We start from the raw sequence: 20901 nt of genomic DNA, 5'->3' as shown, positions 1-20901 counted from the left end.
CTGTTGGTCATTTTTGGATTTGTTAGTCGCGTTTGTTGCTCAGCAGGAAGAACCCTGTGACCAGCACGACGCTTAGCGTCAGCATCATGCTGGAGACGGCATAGACTTCCGGCGAAATGCCCCGGCGCAGCTGACCGAGCATATACGTGGGCAGAGTTTCCTGCCCTGCCGATTTCACGAATTGCGAGATCACCACGTCATCCAGCGAAATGACAAAAGCCAGCATGAAGCCGCTGATAATTCCCGGCAGCAGCAGTGGCAGCGTGACCCTGCGAAAGATAACGAAGGGGCCGGCATAAAGATCGGCGGCCGCCGCTTCGATGTTGGTGTTCATCCCCTCAAGCCGCGCGCGGATCGGCATATAAGCAAAGGGAATACAGAACGTCGTGTGCGCGGCGATCATATAGCCCAATCCGCTGATGCCCGTGGCCGAGCGGATCAACGCGAACAGGATCAACAGCGCCACAGCCAGCACGATTTCGGGCACCATCAGCGGTTGGCTGATGATCAGGTAAATCCACTTGCGGGCCTTGAATGTGGTCGACCGTGTGGTCGCCAGCCCCGCCGCCGTGGCGACAACGGTGCCGACACTGGCCGCGATAAACGCCACCAACAAAGACCGCCCCGCTGCGTCGCGGATCAGGTCGTTGTTCAGCGCACTGGAATACCAGCGCCACGAAAAGCCCTCCCAATGGCCCAGAACGTCGCCTGCGCTGAAAGAATAGAACACCAGAACGGCTAAGGGCGCGTAGAGAAACAGAACACCTGCCAACGCGATTGGTGTGATACCCGGCAGATAGCTGACATCGAAACGGGCGCGAGAATTAGCCATTGTCGCTCTCCTCTTTGCCGGTCACCGAGGCGTAGTAGAACAGGATGCCCACGATCATCAGCATCAGTGTCAGCGACAGGGCGGCCCCCAGCGGCCAGTTGCGGCCCTGACCGAACTGAAGCTCGATCAGGTTGCCGATCATCAGATTGCCGCCGCCGCCCAGAATACGCGGGGTCACGTAGTCGCCCAGCGACGGTACAAAAACGAGGATCGACCCCGCAATCACACCGGGTTTGATCAGCGGCAGAACCACGCGGCGAAACGCCGTCCAGCGGCTGGCATACAGGTCGTAGCAGGCTTCGAGCAGGTTGAAGTCCAGCCGTTCGACCGACGCATAGACCGGCAACACCATCAGCGGCAGGTACACATAGGTCATGCCAAGGCCGATCGCAAAATCCGAGAACAGAAACTGCACAGGCGCGTCAATCACGCCGACTTTTTGCAGGGTCGCATTCAGGATACCGTCTTTACGGATGATTTCCATAATTGCGATCGTGCGGATCAGCAGGCTGGTCCAGAACGGAATGGTGATCGCAAACAGCCAGATATTGCGCGCCTTGCGCGAGCGGGTCGCAATGAAATAGGCGATGGGCACCCCGATCGCCAAAGTCAGCGCCGTGGTGATCATCGACAATTTGATCGACCGCCAGAAAATCGAAAAATGCGCGTCGGCAAGTTTGAGCGTTCCATCAAAAATATCGCGCTGTGCGAAAACTTCGACCCATGCGGCCGTGGAAAAGTTCCAGACCACGCCGCCATAGGTGTCTTTTTCAAGGAACGAAAACACCAGAACTATCAACATCGGCACCAGTGACAGTGCGGTGATGATGGCCAGCGCGGGGATTGAAAGAAACCAGCGGCGGCGGTGGTCCAGTCGCTTCTGGCCAGCTTCGGCACGCGACAACCGGCGCAGGGTGTGCGGTGCATCGGTCATATTTGCAAGACCGCTCATCCGTGAACCAACCGCACTGCATCGCGCGGAATACTCAGTTGGGTGCGATCGCCCTGCCCCAACTTGGTCAGCAACGGGTTTGCGTTTTGCAAACGGGCCACTAGGTCAAAGCCTTCGTCCAGCATCACATGCACTTGTGTGTCGGTGCCAATATAGACGATGTCACTGACCACGCCTTCGAAACACATGCAATCCGACCCTTCGATCGGTATGCCCAGACAGATTTTCTCGGGACGCACCATAGCTGACAACGCACCCTGACCGGCCTGCGAGGTCACATTCTTGAACAGATGCTTGCCTGCGATCAGCACCTCATCGGGCTGGCCAACCTGCGTCACAATGCGGGCGTCCAGATAGTTGCTTTCGCCGATAAAGTCGGCAACGAACCGGTCTTGAGGCGCTTCGTACAGTTCGCGCGGGCTGGCAATCTGGCGAATGGTCCCTGCGTTGATCACGGCGATGCGGTCCGACATTGTCAGCGCCTCTTCCTGATCATGTGTCACGAACACAAAGGTGATGCCGGTCTGGTTTTGCAGGCGTTTCAATTCGATCTGCATTTCCTTGCGCAGCTTCAGATCCAGCGCCGAAAGCGGCTCGTCCAGCAACAGGATGCGCGGGCGCGGAGCCAAGGCACGGGCCAGCGCCACACGTTGCTGCTGGCCGCCCGACAACGCAGAGATACGGCGGTCGCGCAAATGCTCCATCTGCACCAGCGCCAACATCTTATCGACAGTCGCGTTGATTTCCTTGCGCGGCTTGCCCAGCGTTTCCAGGCCGAACGCGATGTTTTGCACCACAGTCATGTGGGGAAACAGCGCATAGTTCTGGAACACCGTGTTCACCGGACGCTTGCTGGGTGGCAGTTCGGTAATATCCTTGCCATCAAGGATAATCTCGCCGCTGCTTGGTGCCTCAAAGCCCGCAATCATACGCAAAAGCGTGGTTTTGCCGCAGCCTGACGGCCCCAGAAGAGTAAAGAATTCACCTTCACCGATCAGCAAGTCGGTTTGTTGAAGCGCCTGATACGCAGCCGCGCCAACACCATAGATTTTGGACACTGTCCTTAGTTCGATCATATTATTATCCACAGACCTCGAGGGCCCTTTTCCCTGTTCCGACAATTCGTATTGACGTGTATAATTATAGTCAATAAAAAATTTTATAGACTAAAGAAAGTTGAAGAAATGACGACGCCCCTCCCGCCAGACCCGCATGATCCGACCGCGACCAGCTTGCGTGATCGCAAGAAGGCAATTCGTCACGACGCGATTCTGAGCCATGCAAAAACCCTGTTCACCGAGCGGGGTATTGATGCCACGACGATGGCCGACATCGCGGACGCGGCAGATGTCTCGCCGCCAACCGTGTTCAATTATTTCGGCAACAAAGACGGCATTCTGATCGCTCTGATCACCGAAGGAACGCGCAATGCCTTTGCGCATGACGTGGCGATGACTCCGCGTGTCGACACCGATTTTGCCACGATTTTGACGGACACGTTGTCGTCGGTGTCACGGGGCACGCTGAACATCGCGGGCAAACGGGTCTGGCGCTACTCCGAAGCGGCGGCCATCCGGCACCCGAACACAGAGCTGGCCCGCGAATATGCACGCGTCGATGCCCATCTGCGGGACGCGCTTAAAACCTTTGTCGGGTGCTATGACTTCACTTTGCGAAGCGCAGACCCCGCCGACACCGATTTTCTGGCTGAACTGATCTTCGACATCTGGAACGCCGCATTCTTCGAGCTGATCAAGGACGACGCGCTTGACCTCGACACCCACGATGCGCACCTGTCCGCGCGTTTGCGTCCGCTGGTCAGACTATTGTTTGACGATGCGTTTGTTGCCAATCCCGTACTCAAAACCAAAGAGGGCTGACACATGGCCACTGCCGAGATTCTTATTCACAATGCACGGGTTCTGACGATGGACGCCGCGGCGCCGCGCGCACAGGCCGTTGCCATAGCCAGTGGGAAAATTCTGGCGGTTGGCACGCTGCGCGAAGTCGAACGCTTCGCAGGCCCTGAAACCGTTCGCATTGACGGTGAAAACGGCAGCCTGTTGCCGGGTTTTGTTGAATCTCACATCCACCTGTTTAGCGGTGCCTACGGGCGGCGTTTGATGCAGCTTGCCACGGTGGCAGGTTTTGATGCGCTGGCCGAAACCATTCAGGACTATGCCACGGCAAACCCCGACGAAGGTCTGCTGATCGGTCAGGGCACCCCCTATGATGTTCTGGGCGACAAAGGGCCGATGACGCGACACGTGCTTGATGACATCCTGCCCGACCGACCGTTGATCGTAATGGCCTTTGATTTTCACACGGCGTGGGCAAACACCGCCGCGCTAAAGGCCGCAGACCTGCTGCAAGGGCGCGACGTAGGTGCGGGCAACGAGGTTGTTCTGGGCAAGGACGGGCTGGCCACGGGCGAGCTGCGGGAAAAGAACGCCATGATGCCGGTTCTGCACCTGCGCACCTCGGGCGGGCGGGAAATGCTGGGCATGTCGGGACTTGAGCCGGCCACGCCCCCCACCCCCGAAGAACGCGCCGCCGACATTGAGGTGCTGAAAGAAGGTATGCGTTATTGCGCGGCACAGGGCATCACCGCCGTGCACAACATGGACGGCAACCGTTATTTGCTGGAACTGCTGCATGAGATCGAACAGGCAGGCGAAATGGCCTGTCGCGTCGAGGTGCCATTCCACTTGACTGCGGAAAAGCCGCTATCCGATCTGGATCACGCCAGCCAGATGCGCGCGGACTTCCACAGCGACATGCTGAAATCCGGACGCGTCAAAGTTTTTGTCGATGGCGTTCTGGAAAGCGGCACGGCGGTGCTGATCGACGATTACGCCAACCGCCCCGGCTGGAAGGGCGAGCCGATCTTTGACGCAGACACCTTTGCCAAAGCGGCTGTCGAAATTGACCGGCGCGGGTTGCAAATCAGCGTTCATGCCATCGGGGACGGCGCTGTGCGCATCGTACTGGATGGCTATGAGGCGGCGCAAAAGGCCAATGGCAAGCGTGACAGCCGCCACCGGATCGAACACGTCGAGGTGATCCATCCGGATGACATTCCGCGCTTTGCCGAGCTGGGGGTGATCGCGTCAATGCAGCCTCCGCATCCGCCGGGCATTCTGGACCTGCCACTGGAGCCGGGCATTTCCGCCATCGGAAAAGCACGCTGGCCCTTGGCCTATGCGTGGCGTACGCTGGTCGATGCGGGCGCGCCCTATTGCTTTTCATCCGACTGGCCGATTGTCGCGATCGAGCCGCTGATCGGCATTTATGCAGCCCAAAGCCGCAAACCCTGGGCCGATGACACCCCCGATCAGCGTCTGACTCTGGACGAAACACTGCAAGCCTACACATGGCGCGGCGCATACGCGGCGTTCATGGAGAACCGAACGGGTCGCATTTGCCCCGGCATGATGGCGGATCTGGTGTTGCTGGGGGGCGATATAGAAACAACCGCCCCGCACAAAATCCCGTCGCTGGGGCCTGTTCTGACCATTTGTGGCGGTCAGATCACCCACCAGATCTGAACAAAATACAGGAAGCGGTCAGATGACCGCTTCCCACAATTCGATATAAACGTGATCGTCGTCCTTCGGCTCGGCCATTGCTGTGCCAAAGAACACCGCCTTGCCCAGCCAGTCATGTGCGTCTGCGGGCACCTCGAACGACGCGCGGGTGCGACCCAGAAATGCCCCGTCTGCTTGCGGCACCATCAGTCCCGCATTGGTGATCGCCACCACGGTGCCGTCGCTCAGGCGGATAAGATAGCGCGCCTCGATCGCATAAGATCCGTCCGGTTGCCCCAGCGCCCAATCGGCACCTCCCGAGATAATCTCGCCTTCGATCCCTGCCCCCCTCAGCACGCCCCCCGCGATCGGAAACATCGCACGTGTTGTGCCATTGCTGGCAGCAAATTCCTCCGCTGGCCCAAGGTCCGCACGGATCGCCATGCGATACACCAGTTCAGGTTGGCCCAGCGGGCGGCGTGCACCCAGATCAATGCATCTCATGAAGCCTCCGATAACTCTTGCGGGACACATCCGGTTTGAAGAATGCCGATTTTCACGATGCCAGCGCCTCAAGCTCGGGGGTTGCCGCTGCCAATGCCTTGGCATAGCGGTTTGCGGCCTCGGAAATCTCGGCTTCGGTGACGCACAACGGCGGCGAAAACGAGGTGACAGGCATAAAGGGCAGCGCGCGGGTCAGCACCCCTGCTGCAGTGGCGTGTTTTGCGACGATCTTGTGCGGCGCGCTGCCCGCAGGAAAACCAGCGAATTCTACACCTGCCATCAGACCGGCGCCGCGCACGTCTCCGACATGGGCGTTGCCCTTGGTCGCATCACGCAATGCGTCCAGCAGAACCGGCCCCAGTTTGGCCGAGTTTTCCACCATGCCTTCGGTCTCGATAACCTCAAGATTGGCCAGCGCGATGGCCGCACCGACGGGGTGGCCGGAGTAGGTGAACCCGTGCATCACTGCGCCCATTTTCTCGGATGCACTGGCAAAGACTTCCCACATCCGGTTCGAAATGATCGACGCTGACATCGGGAAATAGGCGCTGGTCAGCCCCTTTGCCAAAGACACGATGTCGGGGCGCAGGCCATAGGTGCCGCAGCCGAACCACTGGCCGGTACGGCCAAAGCCGGTGATGACTTCATCCGCGATCAACAGAATGTCGTGCCGGTCCAGAACCTCTTGCAGCTTGGCAAAGTAGCCTTCGGGCGGCAGCAGTACACCACCCGTGCCCATGATCGGTTCGGCGATAAAAGCGGCGACCGTATCGGCCCCCTCGCTGGCAATCATGTCTTCAACTTCGGTGATCAGACGATCGGTAAAGGCCGCCTCGCTCTCGCCGTCCTGACCAAAGGCAAAATAATGGGGGCAACTGGTGTGCAAAATGCCCTTCATCGGCAGATCGAATGCGGTGTGATACCCGTTAATCCCTGTCAGACTGCCCGACGCCAGCGTCAGGCCGTGGTACGATCCCTTGCGCGAGATAATCTTTTTCTTGGCGGGCTTGCCGCGCAGGTTGTTATAATATGTGACCAGTTTGACCGCGGTATCATTGGCATCCGATCCCGAGTTGCCAAAGAACACCCGCGCCATGTCCGATCCTGACACCGTGTCGCGAAACAGACCCAGCAGACGATCTGCCAGACGGATGGTCGGTTCGGCAGAAGCCCCGCCAAAGAAATGCTGAAAACTAAGCTGTTGCATCGCTTCGGCTCCGGCCTGCACCAGTTCGGTGCGGCCATAACCGACGTTCACGCACCACAGTCCCGCCCCCATATCCAGCAGGGTCTGTCCGGTGTCGCGAGTCACTTCGACTCCTTGGGCCGAGGTATAGATTTGTGGGCCGTTCTGCTGAACATCGTGGATCGAACTGACCGGATGAAACAGGCTCATCTGGTCCATCTTGGTCAGCGAAAGGTTGGGCAGGTCATTCATTTTGTGGTCCTTTGGATCATGCGTTGCATGGCGCGCACGGCGCTTTCGGGTGTTGTGATAACGGGGCAGCTCAGGTGCGGCGTCAGGGCCTGTGCTGCCCGCGCAAGGCTGAACTGGCCCAGCACAACGGCATCCTGTGGCCCGAGGTTTTTGCAAGCGTCCAACACGGCGTGGTCATGACCTGCGCCGTCACCAGCCTTGAGCGCTGTCAGCGCGCCGTTGGCCAGAACGGAGGTGATCTTGATGCTTTGCCCGCGCGCGGCAGCCATCTCCTCCAATTCGCGGGTCAGGGCAGGCAATGAGGGGCCAAAGGTCACGACCAGTGCGATGCGCGACCCGATGTCCAACGCTTGCTCGAAAGCGGCCTCATTCGGGCGCATGACGGGAATGGAAAGGTCGGCCTTGACCGCCTCGATCGCGGGACCAAAGGCCGAACAAGTGAACAGCACGGCGCGGGTGTCGTCGCTGCCGGTGCCGCGCGCGGCATAGCGGCCCAGCGTGACAAACCGGTCGATCATCGCCGCGTCCAGCCCGCCCGACGCGGCCAGATCGGCGGACAGCGACGCATCCAGCAGATCTGCGCGCAGCGCTTCGGGCCAGAGCCGGACAAAGGCGTCGCGGATCGGCAACACGGATTCCTCAAGCGCGTGGATCAGCGCGATACGGGGTGGCTTGGCGTCAGACATGGGGCGCGTCCTTTCGCGCCCGCAGCGCTGCAATCAGCGCCTTGTCGCGGGTCGCTTCCAGTTCGGACATATCTCGCCCCGCTGCCTCGCGCGCGACGCCCGCCACCAGTTCGGCTTGCACCTCAGTACTGAGTGATGGCACCCCAAGCGCGGCCCAGCGGCGTTCCTGACTGGGGCCAAGGTGGGCCAGATAGCCTTCCATCCCGCCCGGCCCCCCACCGAGATGATAGGCCATATGCGCCCCCAAAACCGACCAACGCAGGCCGGGCCCGTTGATCAAAGCAGCATCAATCGCTTCGACGTCTGCGATGCCCTCCTGCACCATGAACACCGCCTCGCGCCACAGCGCCGAAGCGAGCCGGTTGGCAATATGCCCGGTCGCGTCCTTTTTCAGCCGCACAGGCACGCGGCCGGCAAAGCGGTAAATCGCCTCGGCCCGTTCGACACGGGCCTGATCGGTGCCGTAGATTTCCACCAGCGGCACCAGATGTGGCGGGTTGAACGGATGTGCCGTGATCAAATGGTCGGGTTCTCGCAAACCGGGGCTCAGCTCGGACCATGTCAGCGCCGAGGTAGAGGAGGCCAGTATTGCGTGCGGCGCCATAAAGGGCTCAACCTCGGCGTAAAGCGCGTGTTTGACGGGGATGCTTTCAGGCGCGTTTTCCTGAATCAAATCGGCACCGCTCACCGCATCGGTCAATGTATCGCACAAAGTCAACGACCCCATCGACCCCGCCTCAGGGGCCACTTCGGCCATCTGTGCCAAGGGGGCCTTCATCCGCGCACCGGTTGCGGCCAGCGCCTCGGCTGCGGGATCCCAGACGCGCACGTCCGCGCCATGATGCTGGAACAGTGCCGCCCATGCGGCCCCGATCAATCCGGCGCCGAGAATGGCGATTTGCGGGGAGTGTTTTGGATATGTCATGGCGGCCTTCTTAAGTTTGCGATCGCATTTCTGCACATTTCAAACCCAACGGGCAAGAAGAATTTCAGCGGGAATTCACTTGCATTATAAAACTAAAATCCGTGTTGAATTGTCAGGCGCGGTCTAATTCGCCTCAACTCGACCAATGATCCTATAATTTTGCGATCGCAAAAATTTAGCTTTAATGCAAGATGGGAGCACATATATGGCATCAACACAAACACGCAGTGCAATCATAACCGGTGCAACCTCGGACGTTGAGGCTGCCCTGCGCGCGCTGTGACCTATGCGGTGTCCAAGGCCGCCGTCGCGCAACTGACCCGCTGTATGGCGCTGGATCACGCGGGCGAAGGCATTCGCATCAATGCCGTCTGTCCGGGCGATACAGATACACCAATGATTGCCGCAGGTCTGACAGGGGCGGACCGCGCCGCCAAACTGGCCGCTTACGGCGCACAAATCCCGATGGGCCGCGTCGGCACCCCCGAAGACGTGGCCGACGTCACCGCATTTCTGGCGTCCGACACCGCAAGACACATGACCGGCACGCTGATCGTGCAATCGGCCATCCACGACGCATTTGCCAGTGACGACACCTCAGCTTGACGCGCTCAAAATCGGCCATGCGCTGCACGACGACATGCAGATCGGCCCCGTCGCATCGGCCAGCCAGCTTGAAAACAATATGTCCTATGTGGCACCGGCCGCCAAAGAAGGCTGCGATGTGCTGGCGGGCGATGACACTCAGGCACCCAATCAACCAAGCAAGAGCGTGGAAAGACGGCCGAAGCGCTAAAACTTTGAAGGGTCGGTGTGCGCAGGAATGGATTGCAATCATCTACGAACTTTGGCGATCAAAAGCAAAGACCTATCACCCAAACTCGAATTGGGGGTGAAAGTGGGGGATGGAAGACGAGCGCACAGCCTTAACTTATTGAGTAAAATAAATAATTAAATGCCCATGGCGGAGGAGGTGGGATTCGAACCCACGGAGGACTTTCACCCTCGTCGGTTTTCAAGACCGGTGCATTCGACCACTCTGCCACTCCTCCGACTGGGGTGGAATAGTGCGGGTTATGCGATTCGGCAAACCGCGATTTTCAGAAATTTGCGAGGGGAATATTGCCTATCCGCCTTGCCCGCGCTTTTCACAGGACGCGTCACGCGCTAGAGTGCGCGCAATGCCCCCGTCAGAGGGGCTGACACGCGTGCCGATACGGCGCACCGGCCCAAATGGGGTGCCGGAGACAGGCAAGGATTTGATGATGATGGCTTGGGCAGTGTTCTCTACAAAATTATTGAATCACACCAAAGGCTTGACGGCAATCACCTGCGCATTGGCCTTGCTGGCCGGATGCGACGAAAGCGGCCAGTTCAACCTTGGTCAGGGGCTGGCAGGCAAGGCAAATGGCACCGAACAGGTCAGCGCCACCAAACGCACCCGCAAAACGGTCGAGCGTGATATCGAAGCCCCTGACGTGTTCTCGACCACAGAAGCAGGCCTGTGGGACGGTCGCCCGTCGCTGGGCGGTGTCTGGGTGGCACATCCGGATGTGAAAGACCCCGAGCGGGTGATCATCCGCAACCAGACCAATGGCAAATTCGTCGTCGGCGCACTGTTCCGGCGCGAACGTGACATTCCGGGGCCGCGGCTTCAGGTGTCGTCAGATGCGGCGACCTCTCTTGGCATGTTGGCCGGCGCGCCGGTCGAGTTGAACGTGACAGCCTTGCGTAAGGAGGAAGTTGCCGACGAGACTCCTGCCGAGCCCACAACCGGCACCGATGGCGCAGCCTTGCCCGCTGCCTCCGAGGTCGCGGCCACATCGCTTGATCCGGTTTCGGTTGCCGAATCCGCGCTGGCCGAACCCGCCACACCTGTGGCCGCCACCCCTGCCCCAGCCACCACACCGGCCCCCGCTGCGATCCCCCGCACTGCGTCGCTGGACAAACCCTATATCCAGATCGGCATCTTCTCGGTCGAAGCCAACGCCGACCGCACCGCAAACCAGATGCGCGGTTCAGGCGTCTTGCCCACGATCAAACCCTTCGAAGCAAACGGGAAAACCTTCTGGCGTGTGGTCGTAGGCCCCGCCGCAACTGCATCCGAACGCAAACTGCTTCTTGCCAAGATCAAGGAACAGGGCTTCTCTGATGCCTATGCCGTGACCAACTAAAGGACACCCAAACGATGATCCGCACCCTCGCTGCCGCTTTTGCGCTGATCCTCACCACCCTGCCCGCGCTGGCCTTTGACACCCGCGCCAGTTCTGCCTTTGTGCTGGACCAGACAACGGGCACGGTGCTGTTGGCCAAGAACGCAGACCAACCCTTGCCACCTGCGTCGATGTCCAAGCTGATGACGCTTTACATGGCGTTCGAAGCTTTGGGCGATGGTCGTCTGACGCTGAACGAAGAACTGCCCGTGTCGCAGCACGCGATGAATTACGCAGGCTCGACCCTATTCCTCAAGGCAGGTGAACGCGTGCCGGTCGAAAGCCTGTTACGCGGCATCATCGTGTTGTCGGGCAACGACGCCTGTGCCGTGATCGCCGAAGCGCTCAGCCCCGATGGCACCGAAGCAGGCTTTGCGCGGATGATGACGCAGCGCGCGGTGAAAATGGGCATGACCAACTCGACCTTCGCCAACTCGAACGGCTGGCCGCAGGCGGGCCACCTGATGTCGATGCGCGATTTGGCGTTGTTGGCCAACCGTATGATCACCGACTTTCCGCAATATTACCCGCTCTTCGCCGAGAAAGAATATCTTTTCGATCCCACCGAATCCTCCAACCGGTTCAATCGCAACCCGCTGCTGGGCCTTGGCATCGGCGCGGACGGACTGAAAACCGGCCACACCCAAGAGGCAGGCTACGGCCTTGTCGGTTCCGCTGTGCAGGGCGACCGTCGTATCATCTTTGTGCTGTCGGGCATGTCCTCTGCCGAAGCCCGTGCCGAAGAGGCGGAAGCGATGGTAAACTGGGCCTTTCGCCAGTTTGCGCAACGCCCCCTTGGCAAAGCGGGCAAGCGGATCACACAGGCCGACGTCTGGATGGGTCAGGCCAAAACCGTCGGACTGACGCTGGGAGAGGATCTGACGGTACTGCTGCCGGTGCTGGCCGGTGACAACATCGAAGCCGAGGTCGTCTACACCGGCCCCATCAAGGCCCCCATTGCCGCAGGTGATACAGTGGCCGAACTGGTACTGCAGCCCGAAGGGCTGCCAGAAACCCGCGTGCCGCTGGTCGCCGAAGCCTCTGTCGCCCCCGCTGGCTTTATGGCCAAAATCACCACTGTCGCCCTTATCCTGCTCGACCGGCTGAACCGCGGCCCCGACGATGAAGCCGAGGCCGCCAGTTGAGCCAGCCACAAGAACCGCTCGGCACTTTCATCACGTTCGAGGGCATCGACGGTTCGGGCAAATCCACCCAAGCCCGTCTGTTGGCAGAGCATCTGCGCGCCGCAGGCTATGACGTCGTGCTGACCCGTGAACCCGGCGGCTCGCCGGGGGCCGAAGAAATCCGCGCACTGGTGCTTCAGGGTGATCCCGACCGCTGGTCTGCCGAAACTGAAATCCTGCTGTTCACAGCAGCCCGCCGCGACCATCTGGAACGCACGATCAACCCGGCCCTCACCGCAGGCAAAGTCGTGATTTGCGACCGCTTTGCCGACAGCACCCGCATGTATCAGGGCCTGTCGCGCGGTGATCTGCGCGCCACCGTGGACCAGTTGCACAGCCTGATGATCGGGCGGGAACCCGACCTGACCGTGCTGATCGACATGGACCCCGACACCGGCCATGCCCGCGCCAAATCACGCCAGACCGCCGAAGAGCGTTTCGAGGATTTCGGCACCGACCTGCAAGCGCAGATGCGTGCGGGTTTTCTGGCCCTCGCGTCAGAATTCCCCGACCGCTTCCGCATCGTTGACGGGGGCCGTGCCATCGAAACAGTGGCCACAGATGTAAACCGGACCGTCGCCGGCCACCTGTCTTCTTTTGGCTAATAATATCCCGGGGGAACGTCGCCAGCGGCGTGGGGGCAGAGCCCCATTCCAACCGCCGCAACACAGTGCTAGACCACAGCCATGGCCACCACCGCACCCGATATCCAGCCTGCCGATCAGGTCAACGGCGCCCCGCATCCCAGCGAGGCTGGGCAACTGATTGGACAGGACGCGGCCCAGCACGCTTTTCTTGATGCTTTTGCCTGCGCGCGTTTGCACCACGCATGGATGCTCACCGGCCCGCGCGGCGTTGGCAAGGCCACGCTGGCTTGGGCCATCGCGCGTTTCTTGCTTGCCACGCCCGATCCGACGGACGACGGCAGTATGTTCGGCGCGCCGCCGCCGCCCACCACCCTGCACATTGACCCCGACCATCCGGTCGCACGCCGCATCGCCGCACGGGCTGAGCCGGGGTTGAAATCGATCACCCGCACCGTGAACGAAAAAACCGGACGGATGCGCGACCAGATCGTGGTCGAAGACATTCGCCGTCTGGCAAGCTTTTTCCAGATGTCCGCAACCGATGGGGGTCGCCGCGTTGTCATCGTCGATGCTGCCGACGACATGAACACCCAAGCGGCCAACGCCCTGCTGAAAATGCTCGAAGAACCACCCGCCCGTGCCACAATCTTGCTGATTTCGCACCAACCGTCGCGGCTTCTGCCCACGATCCGTTCGCGGTGTCGCACGCTGCGGCTGGGCACGTTGAGCCCCGACCAGATGGCACAGTCGATGTCTCAGGCCGGCATCGACGCGGGCAACAATGCCGCAGCCCTCGCCGAACTGTCCGCCGGATCGGTGGGCGAGGCGTTGCGCCTGTCGCTATCGGGTGGCTTGCAAATCTACGCCGAGATCATCGGCCTTCTGGGCTCACTGCCCAACCTCGACCGTGCCCGCACGCTCAAACTTGCCGAAGCCGCCGCCCAACGCGGGGCAGCGGACAAGCTTGACCTGCTCTTTGTGTTGCTCGACATCGCCCTTGGCCGCCTGGCACGCACCGGTGCCACCGGTAGCCCGCCCACCACGCAGGCGGCGCCGCATGAATCCACCGTGCTGGCGCGCCTTGCACCCGATGCCCGCGCCGCACGCGGCTGGGCTACCATCCAGCAACAGGTCAGCGCACGCGCAGCACACGGGCGGGCGGTCAACCTTGACCCTGCCGCGCTGGTGCTGGATACGTTCTTCAAGCTTCAACAACAGGCCATTTCCTGAAGGGCCCAATGCAGACACCGCACATCACCGACAGTCACTGCCACCTCGATTTTCCCGACTTTGACGGCGAACGCGACCAGATCATCGCTGACGCCGCAGCGGCGGGCGTGACGCGCATGGTCACCATCTGCACCCGCCTAAAGAACGAACCGCAAGTCCGCGCCATCGCTGAAAAATACGCGCCCGTCTTTTACGCCGCAGGCACCCATCCGATGAGCGCCGCCGAAGAGCCGCTGGCCTCGGTAGACGAACTGGTGACGCTGGCGCAGCACCCCAAATTCGTAGGTATCGGGGAAACCGGCCTTGATTACCACTATACCGCCGAAAGCGCCGACGTGCAGCAGCAAAGCCTGCGCATCCACATCGCCGCCGCCCGCCAGACCGGCCTGCCGCTGATCATCCACGCCCGCGCCGCGGATGACGATATGGCCCGCATTCTGGCCGAAGAACACGCAAACGGCGCCTACAGCTGCGTCATGCACTGTTTTTCCTCCTCTGCCGAACTGGCCCGCGCCGCATTGGATCTGGGTTTCTACCTCAGCATGTCCGGCATCTCGGCTTTTCCCAAAAGCCAGGAACTGCGCGATATTTTCGCCGCAGCCCCCGTAGACCGCATTCTGGTGGAAACCGACGCGCCCTATCTGGCTCCGCCTCCGCATCGCGGCAGGCGCAACCAACCGGCCTATACCGCGCATACCGCCCGTGTCGGTGCCGAAGTCTTCGGGCTTGAATACGCCGACTTCGCCACCCAAACCCAAACCAACTTCGAGCGTCTGTTCACCAAGGCCGCACAGTATAAGGCCCCCGCCTGATGGCCGAGCTGAGCTTTACCATTCTGGGCTGCGGCTCGTCGGGTGGCGTGCCGCGTCTGGGTGGCCATTGGGGGGCCTGCGACCCGACCAACCCGAAAAACAACCGCCGCCGCTGTTCGATCCTTGTGGAACGGACCACAAATGCAGGCACCACCACCGTGTTGATCGACACTTCGCCCGATCTGCGCAGCCAGTTGCTGGATGCCAAAGTCGGACGGCTGGATGCGGTGATCTACACCCACAGCCATGCCGACCATGTACACGGCATCGACGATCTGCGGATGATCGTTTTCAACATGCGCGCGCGCCTGCCCGTTTGGGCCGATCCCGAAACCCAAGCGGCCCTGCTTGACCGGTTCGATTATGCTTTTGTGCAACCCAAGGGGTCAATGTACCCTCCGATACTGGACATGAACACCATCGACGGCGATGTGACGGTGACAGGTGCAGGCGGCGATATCACCTTTACCCCCTTTTCGGTCAGCCACGGCGCGATCGACGCGCTTGGGTTCCGCATCGCGGACGTCGTCTATCTGCCGGATGTGGCCACCATCCCCGACGCGGCGTGGTCCCACCTGCATGGCCTTGATTGCTGGATCATCGACGCCCTGCGCCGCGAGCCGCACCCGACCCACAGCCATCTGGCCCAAACGCTGGAATGGATCGAACAGATACAGCCCAAACAAGCCGTACTGACCAATATGCACATCGACCTCGATTATCAGACACTTGCCGACGAAACCCCCGACCACATCCAACCCGCCTATGACGGGCTGACCCTACGCTTTCCCGACTGACCGCTTCCGAGGTTCTTTTCGCATCCTCCCCGAAGGGCCGATCAAAACCCCTCCCAAGGCCCAAGCCCATGCAAACCCTTCTCGACGTCATCCTGCCCGTCTTTCTTGTCATCGGCTTTGGTTATGTGGCGGTCTGGACCAAGGCCTTTCCGGTCTCGGGCATCGACGGCGTCATGCGGTTCACCCAAAGCTTTGCGATCCCATGTCTGCTGTTTCAGGCCATTGCGCGCATGGACCTGTCAGCCAACTTCGACCCCGGCATCCTGATCGCATTCTACACCGGTGCGGGTGCGTGTTTTGCGCTTGGCACGCTGGTGTCGTTCTATCTGCTGAAACGTGATCTGGAAGACAGCATCGTCATCGGCTTTTGCTGTTTGTTCTCGAATTCGGTGCTGCTGGGGTTGGCAATCACCGAACGCGCCTATGGCACGGCGGCACTTACCGGCAACTTTGTCATTGTCGCGATCCATTCGCCGTTTTGCTACGGGCTGGGGATCACGGTGATGGAGATTGCACGCAACCGTGGTGAAAGCCCGCTGAAAATGGCGCGCGCTGTCACCCGTGCGATGTTCCGCAATGCGCTGGTGATCGGAATCATGCTGGGCTTTGCGGTGAACCTTCTGCACATTCCCATTCCGGATGTGTTGAACGACGGGCTGGACCTGATCGTGCGTGCGGCCCTGCCTGCCGCCCTGTTCGCTTTGGGCGGCGTATTGATCCAGTACAAACCCGAGGGCGACAAGTTGCCCATAGCACTGGTTTGCCTGATGGCGCTGATCGTGCATCCGGCAATCACATGGAGCATTGGCAAATCACTGCAAATCTCGCCCGAGTTCTTCCGGTCTGCAGTGCTGACAGCGGCAATGGCTCCGGGCTTCAATGCCTATATCTTTGCCAATCTATATGGCCGCGCACGCAGGGTGGCCGCGTCATCGGTGCTGGTGGCCACAGGGGCGTCAGTGATCACCGCATGGCTCTGGCTGGTGGCTTTGGGCACACATATCTAGATGCGGATCACACCGGATCCTGCGCGCGCCGGTGCCAGCGTTCACGTTCGAAATGCGCGTTCAGCGACCCACCCAACAACACCAGAAAGGCGCTGATAAACAGCCACATCAGCAAGGCAATCACCGCCCCGATAGATCCGTAGATTTCGTTGTAATTGCCAAAATTCTGCAAATAGATGGAAAAGCCCAGTGACGCCGCCGTCCAGCCCAAGGTGGCAAAGATTGCACCCGGCGTGAACCACTTCATCCGCGCCTCGCGTTTAACCGGCCCCATGCGGTAGAGCAGTGAAATTCCTGAATAAAGCACGATCACCATCACAACCCAGCGCGACAACTCGATAAGGCCGCTGTTGGCCACACCAAAGGGCACAAAGCGCATTATGATTGGGGCCAACACCACACAGGCCAATGCCACAAGTGCGACGCCCACCAACGTCAGCGTCAGCAGGATCGCCCGGACATAATGCGAGAACCCGTTGCGATTGGGCTGGCCGTAAATTGCATTCAGCCCGCGCATCACCGCCGCCACACCAGCCCGCGAGGTCCACAGCGCCACCGTCAACGACACAGCCGAAGCCCACGTCAGCGTGGTCCGGTCGCCATTGGTCAGCTGCGCAATTTGCTGGGAAATCAGATTATAGACCTCTTCCGGCAACACCGCGCGAAACCTGTCGACCTCGATCGCGACCACCTCGGGGTCAGCGACGATGCCCCAGATGGCAATGACGGCCGCAATCGCAGGAAACACCGCCAGAATCCCGTAAAACGCCACGCCTGCGGCGATCAACGTCATATTCTTGTCGTCCAGATCAACCCAGACATGGCGCAAAATGCGCCACCACTGGCGCCATCGGGAATAAGAGGCGGCCGGAGGTGTGTTGGTGGTGGGTGTCTCGGACTGGGGCACACAGTTACCTGTTACTTAAAGAACGCCACCACAATGCGTCCTCTGCCGCCGACCCTCAACCCGTCTTGACAGGCTTTGTGACGAAGGCACGCAAAGGAGAAGCGCCCGATCACCGCAAAGGTATCGCGATGCGGGTGGATTTCAAAAAATAACGAGACCCTGGCCGATAAGCAGGGGAAGCGAATTCTGACGGGGGATTCTGGTGCGTCCGTTCAAACGATGTTCGAACCTGAGAGATTGGTGCGGCCGAGAAGACTCGAACTTCCACGGGTGTTACCCCACAGCGACCTCAACGCTGCGCGTCTACCATTCCGCCACGGCCGCACGCCAGTCGCTTGGTGAGCGGGCTATAGACCGCCTCTGGTCAGATGTGAAGTGGAAATTTGCCCTGACGGCATACATGGGCCTGCGGGTTGCATTTCGGCGGCGCAGGCACGACCTATAGGCAAAGCAGAAAGGATCACGTCCCATGTCCACCTCTACCACCGCGCCCGACACCCCCCAGCCCCAAGGGCCCGTGATCGAGGTTGATATCGTCTCGGATGTGATGTGTCCGTGGTGCATTGTTGGCTACCGGCAACTGGAACAAGCGCTGGCTGCCACCGGCATTGGCGCGCGTATCCGCTGGCATCCGTTTGAACTTAACCCGACCATGCCACCCGAGGGTCAGAACACCGCCGAGCATATCGCCGAGAAATACGGCGCCAGTGCCGAGCAATCCGCGCAAAACCGCAAGCAATTGCAAGCGCTTGGAAAATCTCTGGGATTCGATTTCAACTTTACCCCCGAAAGCCGCATGGTGAATTCGTTTCAGGCGCACCAGTTGCTGGATTTTGCCCTATCCCAAGGGCTGCAACATCCGTTGAAACTGGCCTTGTTCGAGGCGCATTTCACCGACAACCGCGATGTCTCTGACACCGAAGTGTTGATCGACGTGGCCGCCAAGGTCGGGCTGGACGCCAAAGCCGCCCGCGAAGTGCTGGACAGCGGCGCATTGGCGGCCACTGTGCGCGAGAAACAGGATTTCTGGACCTCGCGCGGCATCTCTGGCGTGCCATCGATGGTCTTTGCAGGCAAATATCTGGTCACCGGTGCGCAAGGCGCAGAAAACTATGCGCAAATCCTGCGCCAGACATTGGAAGAGGCCGTCTGATCATATGGTCGAATGGATCACCACCCCCGGCCTGACCGATTACCGCACCGCTGAGGCATGGATGGAAGACCGCGCCGCCGCGATCGCGGCGGGAATGGCGGATGAATGTGTCTGGCTGCTGGAACACCCCGCGCTTTACACCGCAGGCACTTCGGCCAAAGCGTCGGACCTGACAGATCCCGACCGGTTTCCGGTCTACCCCACCAAACGCGGCGGGCAATATACCTACCACGGGCCGGGGCAACGGGTGGCCTATACCCTGCTGGACGTGGGCAAACGCGGGCGCGATGTGCGCTGCTTTGTGCGCAATCTAGAGGCATGGGTGATCGACACGCTGGACAGCTTCAACGTCAAGGGCGAGATCAGGAACGGACGCGTCGGTGTCTGGGTACAACGGCCCGAAAAGCCACCGCAGCCGGACGGCTCTGCCGCCGAGGACAAGATCGCCGCGATTGGCATCCGTTTGCGCAAGTGGATCAGCTTTCATGGCATCAGCATCAATGTCGAACCGGAACTGGATCATTTCACCGGCATTGTGCCCTGTGGAATCACCGAACACGGTGTCACGTCGCTGGTTGACCTGGGTTTACCGGTAACGATGGACGACGTGGACGTCGCCCTGCGCCGCAGCTTTGACAGGGTGTTCGAAGCCTGATTGCTACTGTGCGTCCTGCTGCACCTCTGCCAGCCCCATCGCTACCAGCGCACCGCCCGCCGCCATCGCCGCAAAAACGCCCAGCACCAGTGCAGGCCCGACCAGATCAGCCAAAAGCCCGAATCCGCCGCCCAGCAGCAACATCACCCCCAGAATCGAATTGCTGAGCGCGGTGTAGATCGCCTTTTGCCCGTTTGCATCCATATCGGCCAGATGCGTCTTACGTCCGGCCCGCGCCCCCTCATAGACGATTTTCGCTGCAAAGACGAAGCCAGCCGCCCCAAATGGTCCGCCCAAGCCCCCCGTGAGCGTACCGACTGTGGCGGCCAGCGCCAGCACGCCCGCCGCTGCCAACCCTGCAAACATCAACGTGCGCCGTGACGAGCGATCCGACAGGCGGCCCCAGACATAGGACGACACAACCGCCGCCACCGATGAGGCCAGCACCAACAGCCCCAAATGGCCAAGTGTGACGCTTTTGCCATCCGAGGCCGCCAGCATCACCACAAAGGGCGGCGCCAATGCAGTCGAGATCAGCAACGTCCGCGTCAGGATATAGCGGCGCAACTGGGCATCCTTGCGCAGCGGTGCAAAGATCGCGCGCAATCCGCCAAGGCCGTGATCGATATCGCCCACCTCTGCCTCTGGCTCATCCAGCCGCGCAAATATCAGTCCGGCTGCGATCAACAGCGCGCCCGCCACAACGATCACCGCGGCAATCGCAGATGGTTTACCCGGAATGATGCCAACGCTGAGCAATATGGCAAAGGCAAAAACCCCGATCGACCCAATGGTGCCCGCCAGACCCGACACCGTGCCACGCGTGCCTTTGTCCACGGTGCGCGCCAATACGTCCTTGTAACTCGCTGATCCCGCCGACCGGCAGACCGCCAACACCGCAAGACACGCCAGTATCGCCCAACCTGCCGCCGATCCGTCCAGTGTCAGGGCCGCGACCGCCATGCCAAGTGCGGCAATCCCCTGCCCCACAGCGCCCACCGCCCAGAACCATTTGCGCTGGCCCGTGCGTTCGATCCAGCCCGCCAGTGCCAGTTGCGGCAACAGCGCCCCCGCCTCGCGCACCGGCACCAAGGCCCCCACCAGTCCGCCGGGCGCGCCCAATGCCACCAGCACCGACGACAACACCAGCTTGGGATCAAGCAGCCCCCCCGCCAGTTTCGATGCGGTCAGCGCCGAAAAGTGCGTGACAAAGGCGCGGATCTGCCGCGAACCGGCCTGCGCATCACCGTCTGTCAGCGCGCCGTACAGGCGTCTTTGCAACTGCGGGGTCAAGGCGATCCTCTCCATCTGCGCGAACCCGAAAGGAAATAGCGCATTTGCACAGAATACAAAGCTTTCGTCCGAATGCGCCCTGCCCGCGACAATTATTCCCCACATGTGGCAAGATCATCCATTGATGCAGCCGCCCCAACACACTAGAACCACTCCATATCCGGGTCACCGTCGTTCTTGGCGTGGCCTGCAGTCATCT

General features: G+C 60.5%; 22 protein-coding genes and 2 tRNA genes. 13 read left to right on the top strand and 11 right to left on the bottom strand.

Features of this window, described 5'->3' with window-relative positions:
- Positions 1–22: 22 nt before the first annotated feature.
- From SULPSESMR1_RS04455 to SULPSESMR1_RS04445, 3 genes are read right to left on the bottom strand one after another with little or no spacing between them, the layout of a single operon-like run.
- Entirely contained in the window at positions 23–832 is an 810-nt protein-coding gene (locus tag SULPSESMR1_RS04455) for an ABC transporter permease (protein WP_089419730.1), read from the bottom strand.
- A complete protein-coding gene (locus SULPSESMR1_RS04450; RefSeq protein WP_089422146.1) occupies positions 825–1766 on the bottom strand; it encodes an ABC transporter permease in 942 nt (313 codons plus the stop codon). Before SULPSESMR1_RS04450 ends, SULPSESMR1_RS04455 begins: the two co-directional genes overlap by 8 nt.
- A gap of 14 nt (positions 1767–1780) precedes the next feature.
- Positions 1781–2860, bottom strand: coding sequence for an ABC transporter ATP-binding protein (locus SULPSESMR1_RS04445; RefSeq protein WP_089419729.1), 1080 nt, complete (start codon positions 2858–2860; stop codon positions 1781–1783).
- A 108-nt stretch (positions 2861–2968) separates the two neighbouring features.
- Here SULPSESMR1_RS04445 and SULPSESMR1_RS04440 point away from each other — a divergent pair, with 108 nt between their 5' ends.
- Complete coding sequence (locus SULPSESMR1_RS04440) at positions 2969–3664, top strand: TetR/AcrR family transcriptional regulator (RefSeq protein WP_089419728.1); 696 nt, start codon at positions 2969–2971, stop codon at positions 3662–3664.
- 3 nt (positions 3665–3667) lie between these two features.
- Entirely contained in the window at positions 3668–5332 is a 1665-nt protein-coding gene (locus SULPSESMR1_RS04435; RefSeq protein ID WP_089419727.1) for an amidohydrolase, read from the top strand.
- Positions 5333–5350: 18 nt separating this feature from the next.
- Here SULPSESMR1_RS04435 and SULPSESMR1_RS04430 read toward each other — a convergent pair whose 3' ends face one another.
- Genes SULPSESMR1_RS04430 through SULPSESMR1_RS04415 form a run of 4 tightly spaced genes read right to left on the bottom strand, consistent with a single transcriptional unit; the run spans position 5351 to position 8864 of the window.
- A complete protein-coding gene (locus tag SULPSESMR1_RS04430) occupies positions 5351–5815 on the bottom strand; it encodes a DUF3237 domain-containing protein (RefSeq protein ID WP_157728964.1) in 465 nt (154 codons plus the stop codon).
- 52 nt (positions 5816–5867) lie between these two features.
- Positions 5868–7253 carry an aspartate aminotransferase family protein gene (locus SULPSESMR1_RS04425; protein WP_198362854.1) on the bottom strand — a complete coding sequence of 462 codons (1386 nt, stop codon included), beginning with the start codon at positions 7251–7253 and terminating at the stop codon, positions 5868–5870.
- Positions 7250–7939, bottom strand: a complete 690-nt coding sequence (locus SULPSESMR1_RS04420) for an aspartate/glutamate racemase family protein (protein WP_089419725.1) — start codon at positions 7937–7939, stop codon at positions 7250–7252. Before SULPSESMR1_RS04420 ends, SULPSESMR1_RS04425 begins: the two co-directional genes overlap by 4 nt.
- On the bottom strand, positions 7932–8864 hold the full coding sequence (locus SULPSESMR1_RS04415) for a 3-hydroxyacyl-CoA dehydrogenase NAD-binding domain-containing protein (protein WP_089422144.1): 933 nt from the start codon (positions 8862–8864) through the stop codon (positions 7932–7934). The genes SULPSESMR1_RS04420 and SULPSESMR1_RS04415 overlap by 8 nt, the downstream gene beginning before the upstream one ends.
- A 279-nt stretch (positions 8865–9143) precedes the next feature.
- Here SULPSESMR1_RS04415 and SULPSESMR1_RS04410 point away from each other — a divergent pair, with 279 nt between their 5' ends.
- Positions 9144–9470, top strand: a complete 327-nt coding sequence (locus tag SULPSESMR1_RS04410; RefSeq protein ID WP_089419724.1) for an SDR family oxidoreductase — start codon at positions 9144–9146, stop codon at positions 9468–9470.
- On the top strand, positions 9451–9660 hold the full coding sequence (locus SULPSESMR1_RS04405; RefSeq protein ID WP_089419723.1) for an aldehyde dehydrogenase family protein: 210 nt from the start codon (positions 9451–9453) through the stop codon (positions 9658–9660). Before SULPSESMR1_RS04410 ends, SULPSESMR1_RS04405 begins: the two co-directional genes overlap by 20 nt.
- A 166-nt stretch (positions 9661–9826) precedes the next feature.
- On the opposite strand, the gene SULPSESMR1_RS04400 is transcribed toward SULPSESMR1_RS04405, so the two are convergent.
- A tRNA-Ser gene (locus SULPSESMR1_RS04400) sits at positions 9827–9916 on the bottom strand.
- Positions 9917–10132: 216 nt separating this feature from the next.
- On the opposite strand from SULPSESMR1_RS04400, the gene SULPSESMR1_RS04395 reads away from it, so the two are divergent.
- From SULPSESMR1_RS04395 to SULPSESMR1_RS04365, 7 genes are all read left to right on the top strand, one after another.
- A complete protein-coding gene (locus SULPSESMR1_RS04395) occupies positions 10133–11038 on the top strand; it encodes an SPOR domain-containing protein (protein ID WP_089422143.1) in 906 nt (301 codons plus the stop codon).
- A gap of 14 nt (positions 11039–11052) precedes the next feature.
- The gene (locus tag SULPSESMR1_RS04390; RefSeq protein ID WP_089419722.1) at positions 11053–12222 is read left to right on the top strand and encodes a D-alanyl-D-alanine carboxypeptidase family protein; all 1170 of its coding nucleotides are present in this window, start codon (positions 11053–11055) and stop codon (positions 12220–12222) included.
- A complete protein-coding gene (gene tmk, locus SULPSESMR1_RS04385) occupies positions 12219–12866 on the top strand; it encodes a dTMP kinase (RefSeq protein ID WP_089419721.1) in 648 nt (215 codons plus the stop codon). The genes SULPSESMR1_RS04390 and tmk overlap by 4 nt, the downstream gene beginning before the upstream one ends.
- A gap of 81 nt (positions 12867–12947) precedes the next feature.
- Positions 12948–14078, top strand: coding sequence for a DNA polymerase III subunit delta' (locus SULPSESMR1_RS04380; protein ID WP_089419720.1), 1131 nt, complete (start codon positions 12948–12950; stop codon positions 14076–14078).
- A gap of 8 nt (positions 14079–14086) precedes the next feature.
- Complete coding sequence (locus tag SULPSESMR1_RS04375) at positions 14087–14890, top strand: TatD family hydrolase (protein ID WP_089419719.1); 804 nt, start codon at positions 14087–14089, stop codon at positions 14888–14890.
- Positions 14890–15687 carry an MBL fold metallo-hydrolase gene (locus SULPSESMR1_RS04370; protein ID WP_089419718.1) on the top strand — a complete coding sequence of 266 codons (798 nt, stop codon included), beginning with the start codon at positions 14890–14892 and terminating at the stop codon, positions 15685–15687. Before SULPSESMR1_RS04375 ends, SULPSESMR1_RS04370 begins: the two co-directional genes overlap by 1 nt.
- A gap of 68 nt (positions 15688–15755) precedes the next feature.
- Positions 15756–16694: an AEC family transporter gene (locus SULPSESMR1_RS04365; protein WP_089419717.1), complete on the top strand. Its 939-nt coding sequence runs from the start codon at positions 15756–15758 to the stop codon at positions 16692–16694.
- Positions 16695–16701: 7 nt separating this feature from the next.
- On the opposite strand, the gene SULPSESMR1_RS04360 is transcribed toward SULPSESMR1_RS04365, so the two are convergent.
- Entirely contained in the window at positions 16702–17601 is a 900-nt protein-coding gene (locus SULPSESMR1_RS04360; protein WP_240311267.1) for a YihY/virulence factor BrkB family protein, read from the bottom strand.
- 238 nt (positions 17602–17839) lie between these two features.
- Positions 17840–17925: transfer RNA gene (locus SULPSESMR1_RS04355), tRNA-Leu, on the bottom strand.
- 145 nt (positions 17926–18070) lie between these two features.
- On the opposite strand from SULPSESMR1_RS04355, the gene SULPSESMR1_RS04350 reads away from it, so the two are divergent.
- A complete protein-coding gene (locus SULPSESMR1_RS04350; protein WP_089419716.1) occupies positions 18071–18754 on the top strand; it encodes a DsbA family oxidoreductase in 684 nt (227 codons plus the stop codon).
- Positions 18755–18758: 4 nt separating this feature from the next.
- Complete coding sequence (lipB, locus tag SULPSESMR1_RS04345) at positions 18759–19409, top strand: lipoyl(octanoyl) transferase LipB (RefSeq protein WP_240311268.1); 651 nt, start codon at positions 18759–18761, stop codon at positions 19407–19409.
- A gap of 3 nt (positions 19410–19412) precedes the next feature.
- On the opposite strand, the gene SULPSESMR1_RS04340 is transcribed toward lipB, so the two are convergent.
- Positions 19413–20702 (bottom strand): MFS transporter, encoded by a 1290-nt coding sequence (locus SULPSESMR1_RS04340; protein ID WP_250161470.1) that lies wholly within the window; start codon positions 20700–20702, stop codon positions 19413–19415.
- Between the last annotated feature and the right edge of the window lie 199 nt (positions 20703–20901).

The sequence above is a fragment of the Pseudosulfitobacter pseudonitzschiae genome, from assembly GCF_002222635.1.
GTDB lineage: Bacteria > Pseudomonadota > Alphaproteobacteria > Rhodobacterales > Rhodobacteraceae > Pseudosulfitobacter > Pseudosulfitobacter pseudonitzschiae_A.
Note: the sequence above shows the minus strand (reverse complement) of the source record. Positions and strands in the feature narration are given on the sequence as shown.

Coding starts and splice junctions, on each gene's coding strand:
- SULPSESMR1_RS04455 (WP_089419730.1), bottom strand. CDS start 832: ATGGCTAATTCTCGCGCCCGTTTCGATGTCAGCTATCTGCCGGGTATC.
- SULPSESMR1_RS04450 (WP_089422146.1), bottom strand. CDS start 1,766: ATGACCGATGCACCGCACACCCTGCGCCGGTTGTCGCGTGCCGAAGCT.
- SULPSESMR1_RS04445 (WP_089419729.1), bottom strand. CDS start 2,860: ATGATCGAACTAAGGACAGTGTCCAAAATCTATGGTGTTGGCGCGGCT.
- SULPSESMR1_RS04440 (WP_089419728.1), top strand. CDS start 2,969: ATGACGACGCCCCTCCCGCCAGACCCGCATGATCCGACCGCGACCAGC.
- SULPSESMR1_RS04435 (WP_089419727.1), top strand. CDS start 3,668: ATGGCCACTGCCGAGATTCTTATTCACAATGCACGGGTTCTGACGATG.
- SULPSESMR1_RS04430 (WP_157728964.1), bottom strand. CDS start 5,815: ATGAGATGCATTGATCTGGGTGCACGCCGCCCGCTGGGCCAACCTGAA.
- SULPSESMR1_RS04425 (WP_198362854.1), bottom strand. CDS start 7,253: ATGAATGACCTGCCCAACCTTTCGCTGACCAAGATGGACCAGATGAGC.
- SULPSESMR1_RS04420 (WP_089419725.1), bottom strand. CDS start 7,939: ATGTCTGACGCCAAGCCACCCCGTATCGCGCTGATCCACGCGCTTGAG.
- SULPSESMR1_RS04415 (WP_089422144.1), bottom strand. CDS start 8,864: ATGACATATCCAAAACACTCCCCGCAAATCGCCATTCTCGGCGCCGGA.
- SULPSESMR1_RS04395 (WP_089422143.1), top strand. CDS start 10,133: ATGGCTTGGGCAGTGTTCTCTACAAAATTATTGAATCACACCAAAGGC.
- SULPSESMR1_RS04390 (WP_089419722.1), top strand. CDS start 11,053: ATGATCCGCACCCTCGCTGCCGCTTTTGCGCTGATCCTCACCACCCTG.
- SULPSESMR1_RS04380 (WP_089419720.1), top strand. CDS start 12,948: ATGGCCACCACCGCACCCGATATCCAGCCTGCCGATCAGGTCAACGGC.
- SULPSESMR1_RS04375 (WP_089419719.1), top strand. CDS start 14,087: ATGCAGACACCGCACATCACCGACAGTCACTGCCACCTCGATTTTCCC.
- SULPSESMR1_RS04370 (WP_089419718.1), top strand. CDS start 14,890: ATGGCCGAGCTGAGCTTTACCATTCTGGGCTGCGGCTCGTCGGGTGGC.
- SULPSESMR1_RS04365 (WP_089419717.1), top strand. CDS start 15,756: ATGCAAACCCTTCTCGACGTCATCCTGCCCGTCTTTCTTGTCATCGGC.
- SULPSESMR1_RS04350 (WP_089419716.1), top strand. CDS start 18,071: ATGTCCACCTCTACCACCGCGCCCGACACCCCCCAGCCCCAAGGGCCC.
- lipB (WP_240311268.1), top strand. CDS start 18,759: ATGGTCGAATGGATCACCACCCCCGGCCTGACCGATTACCGCACCGCT.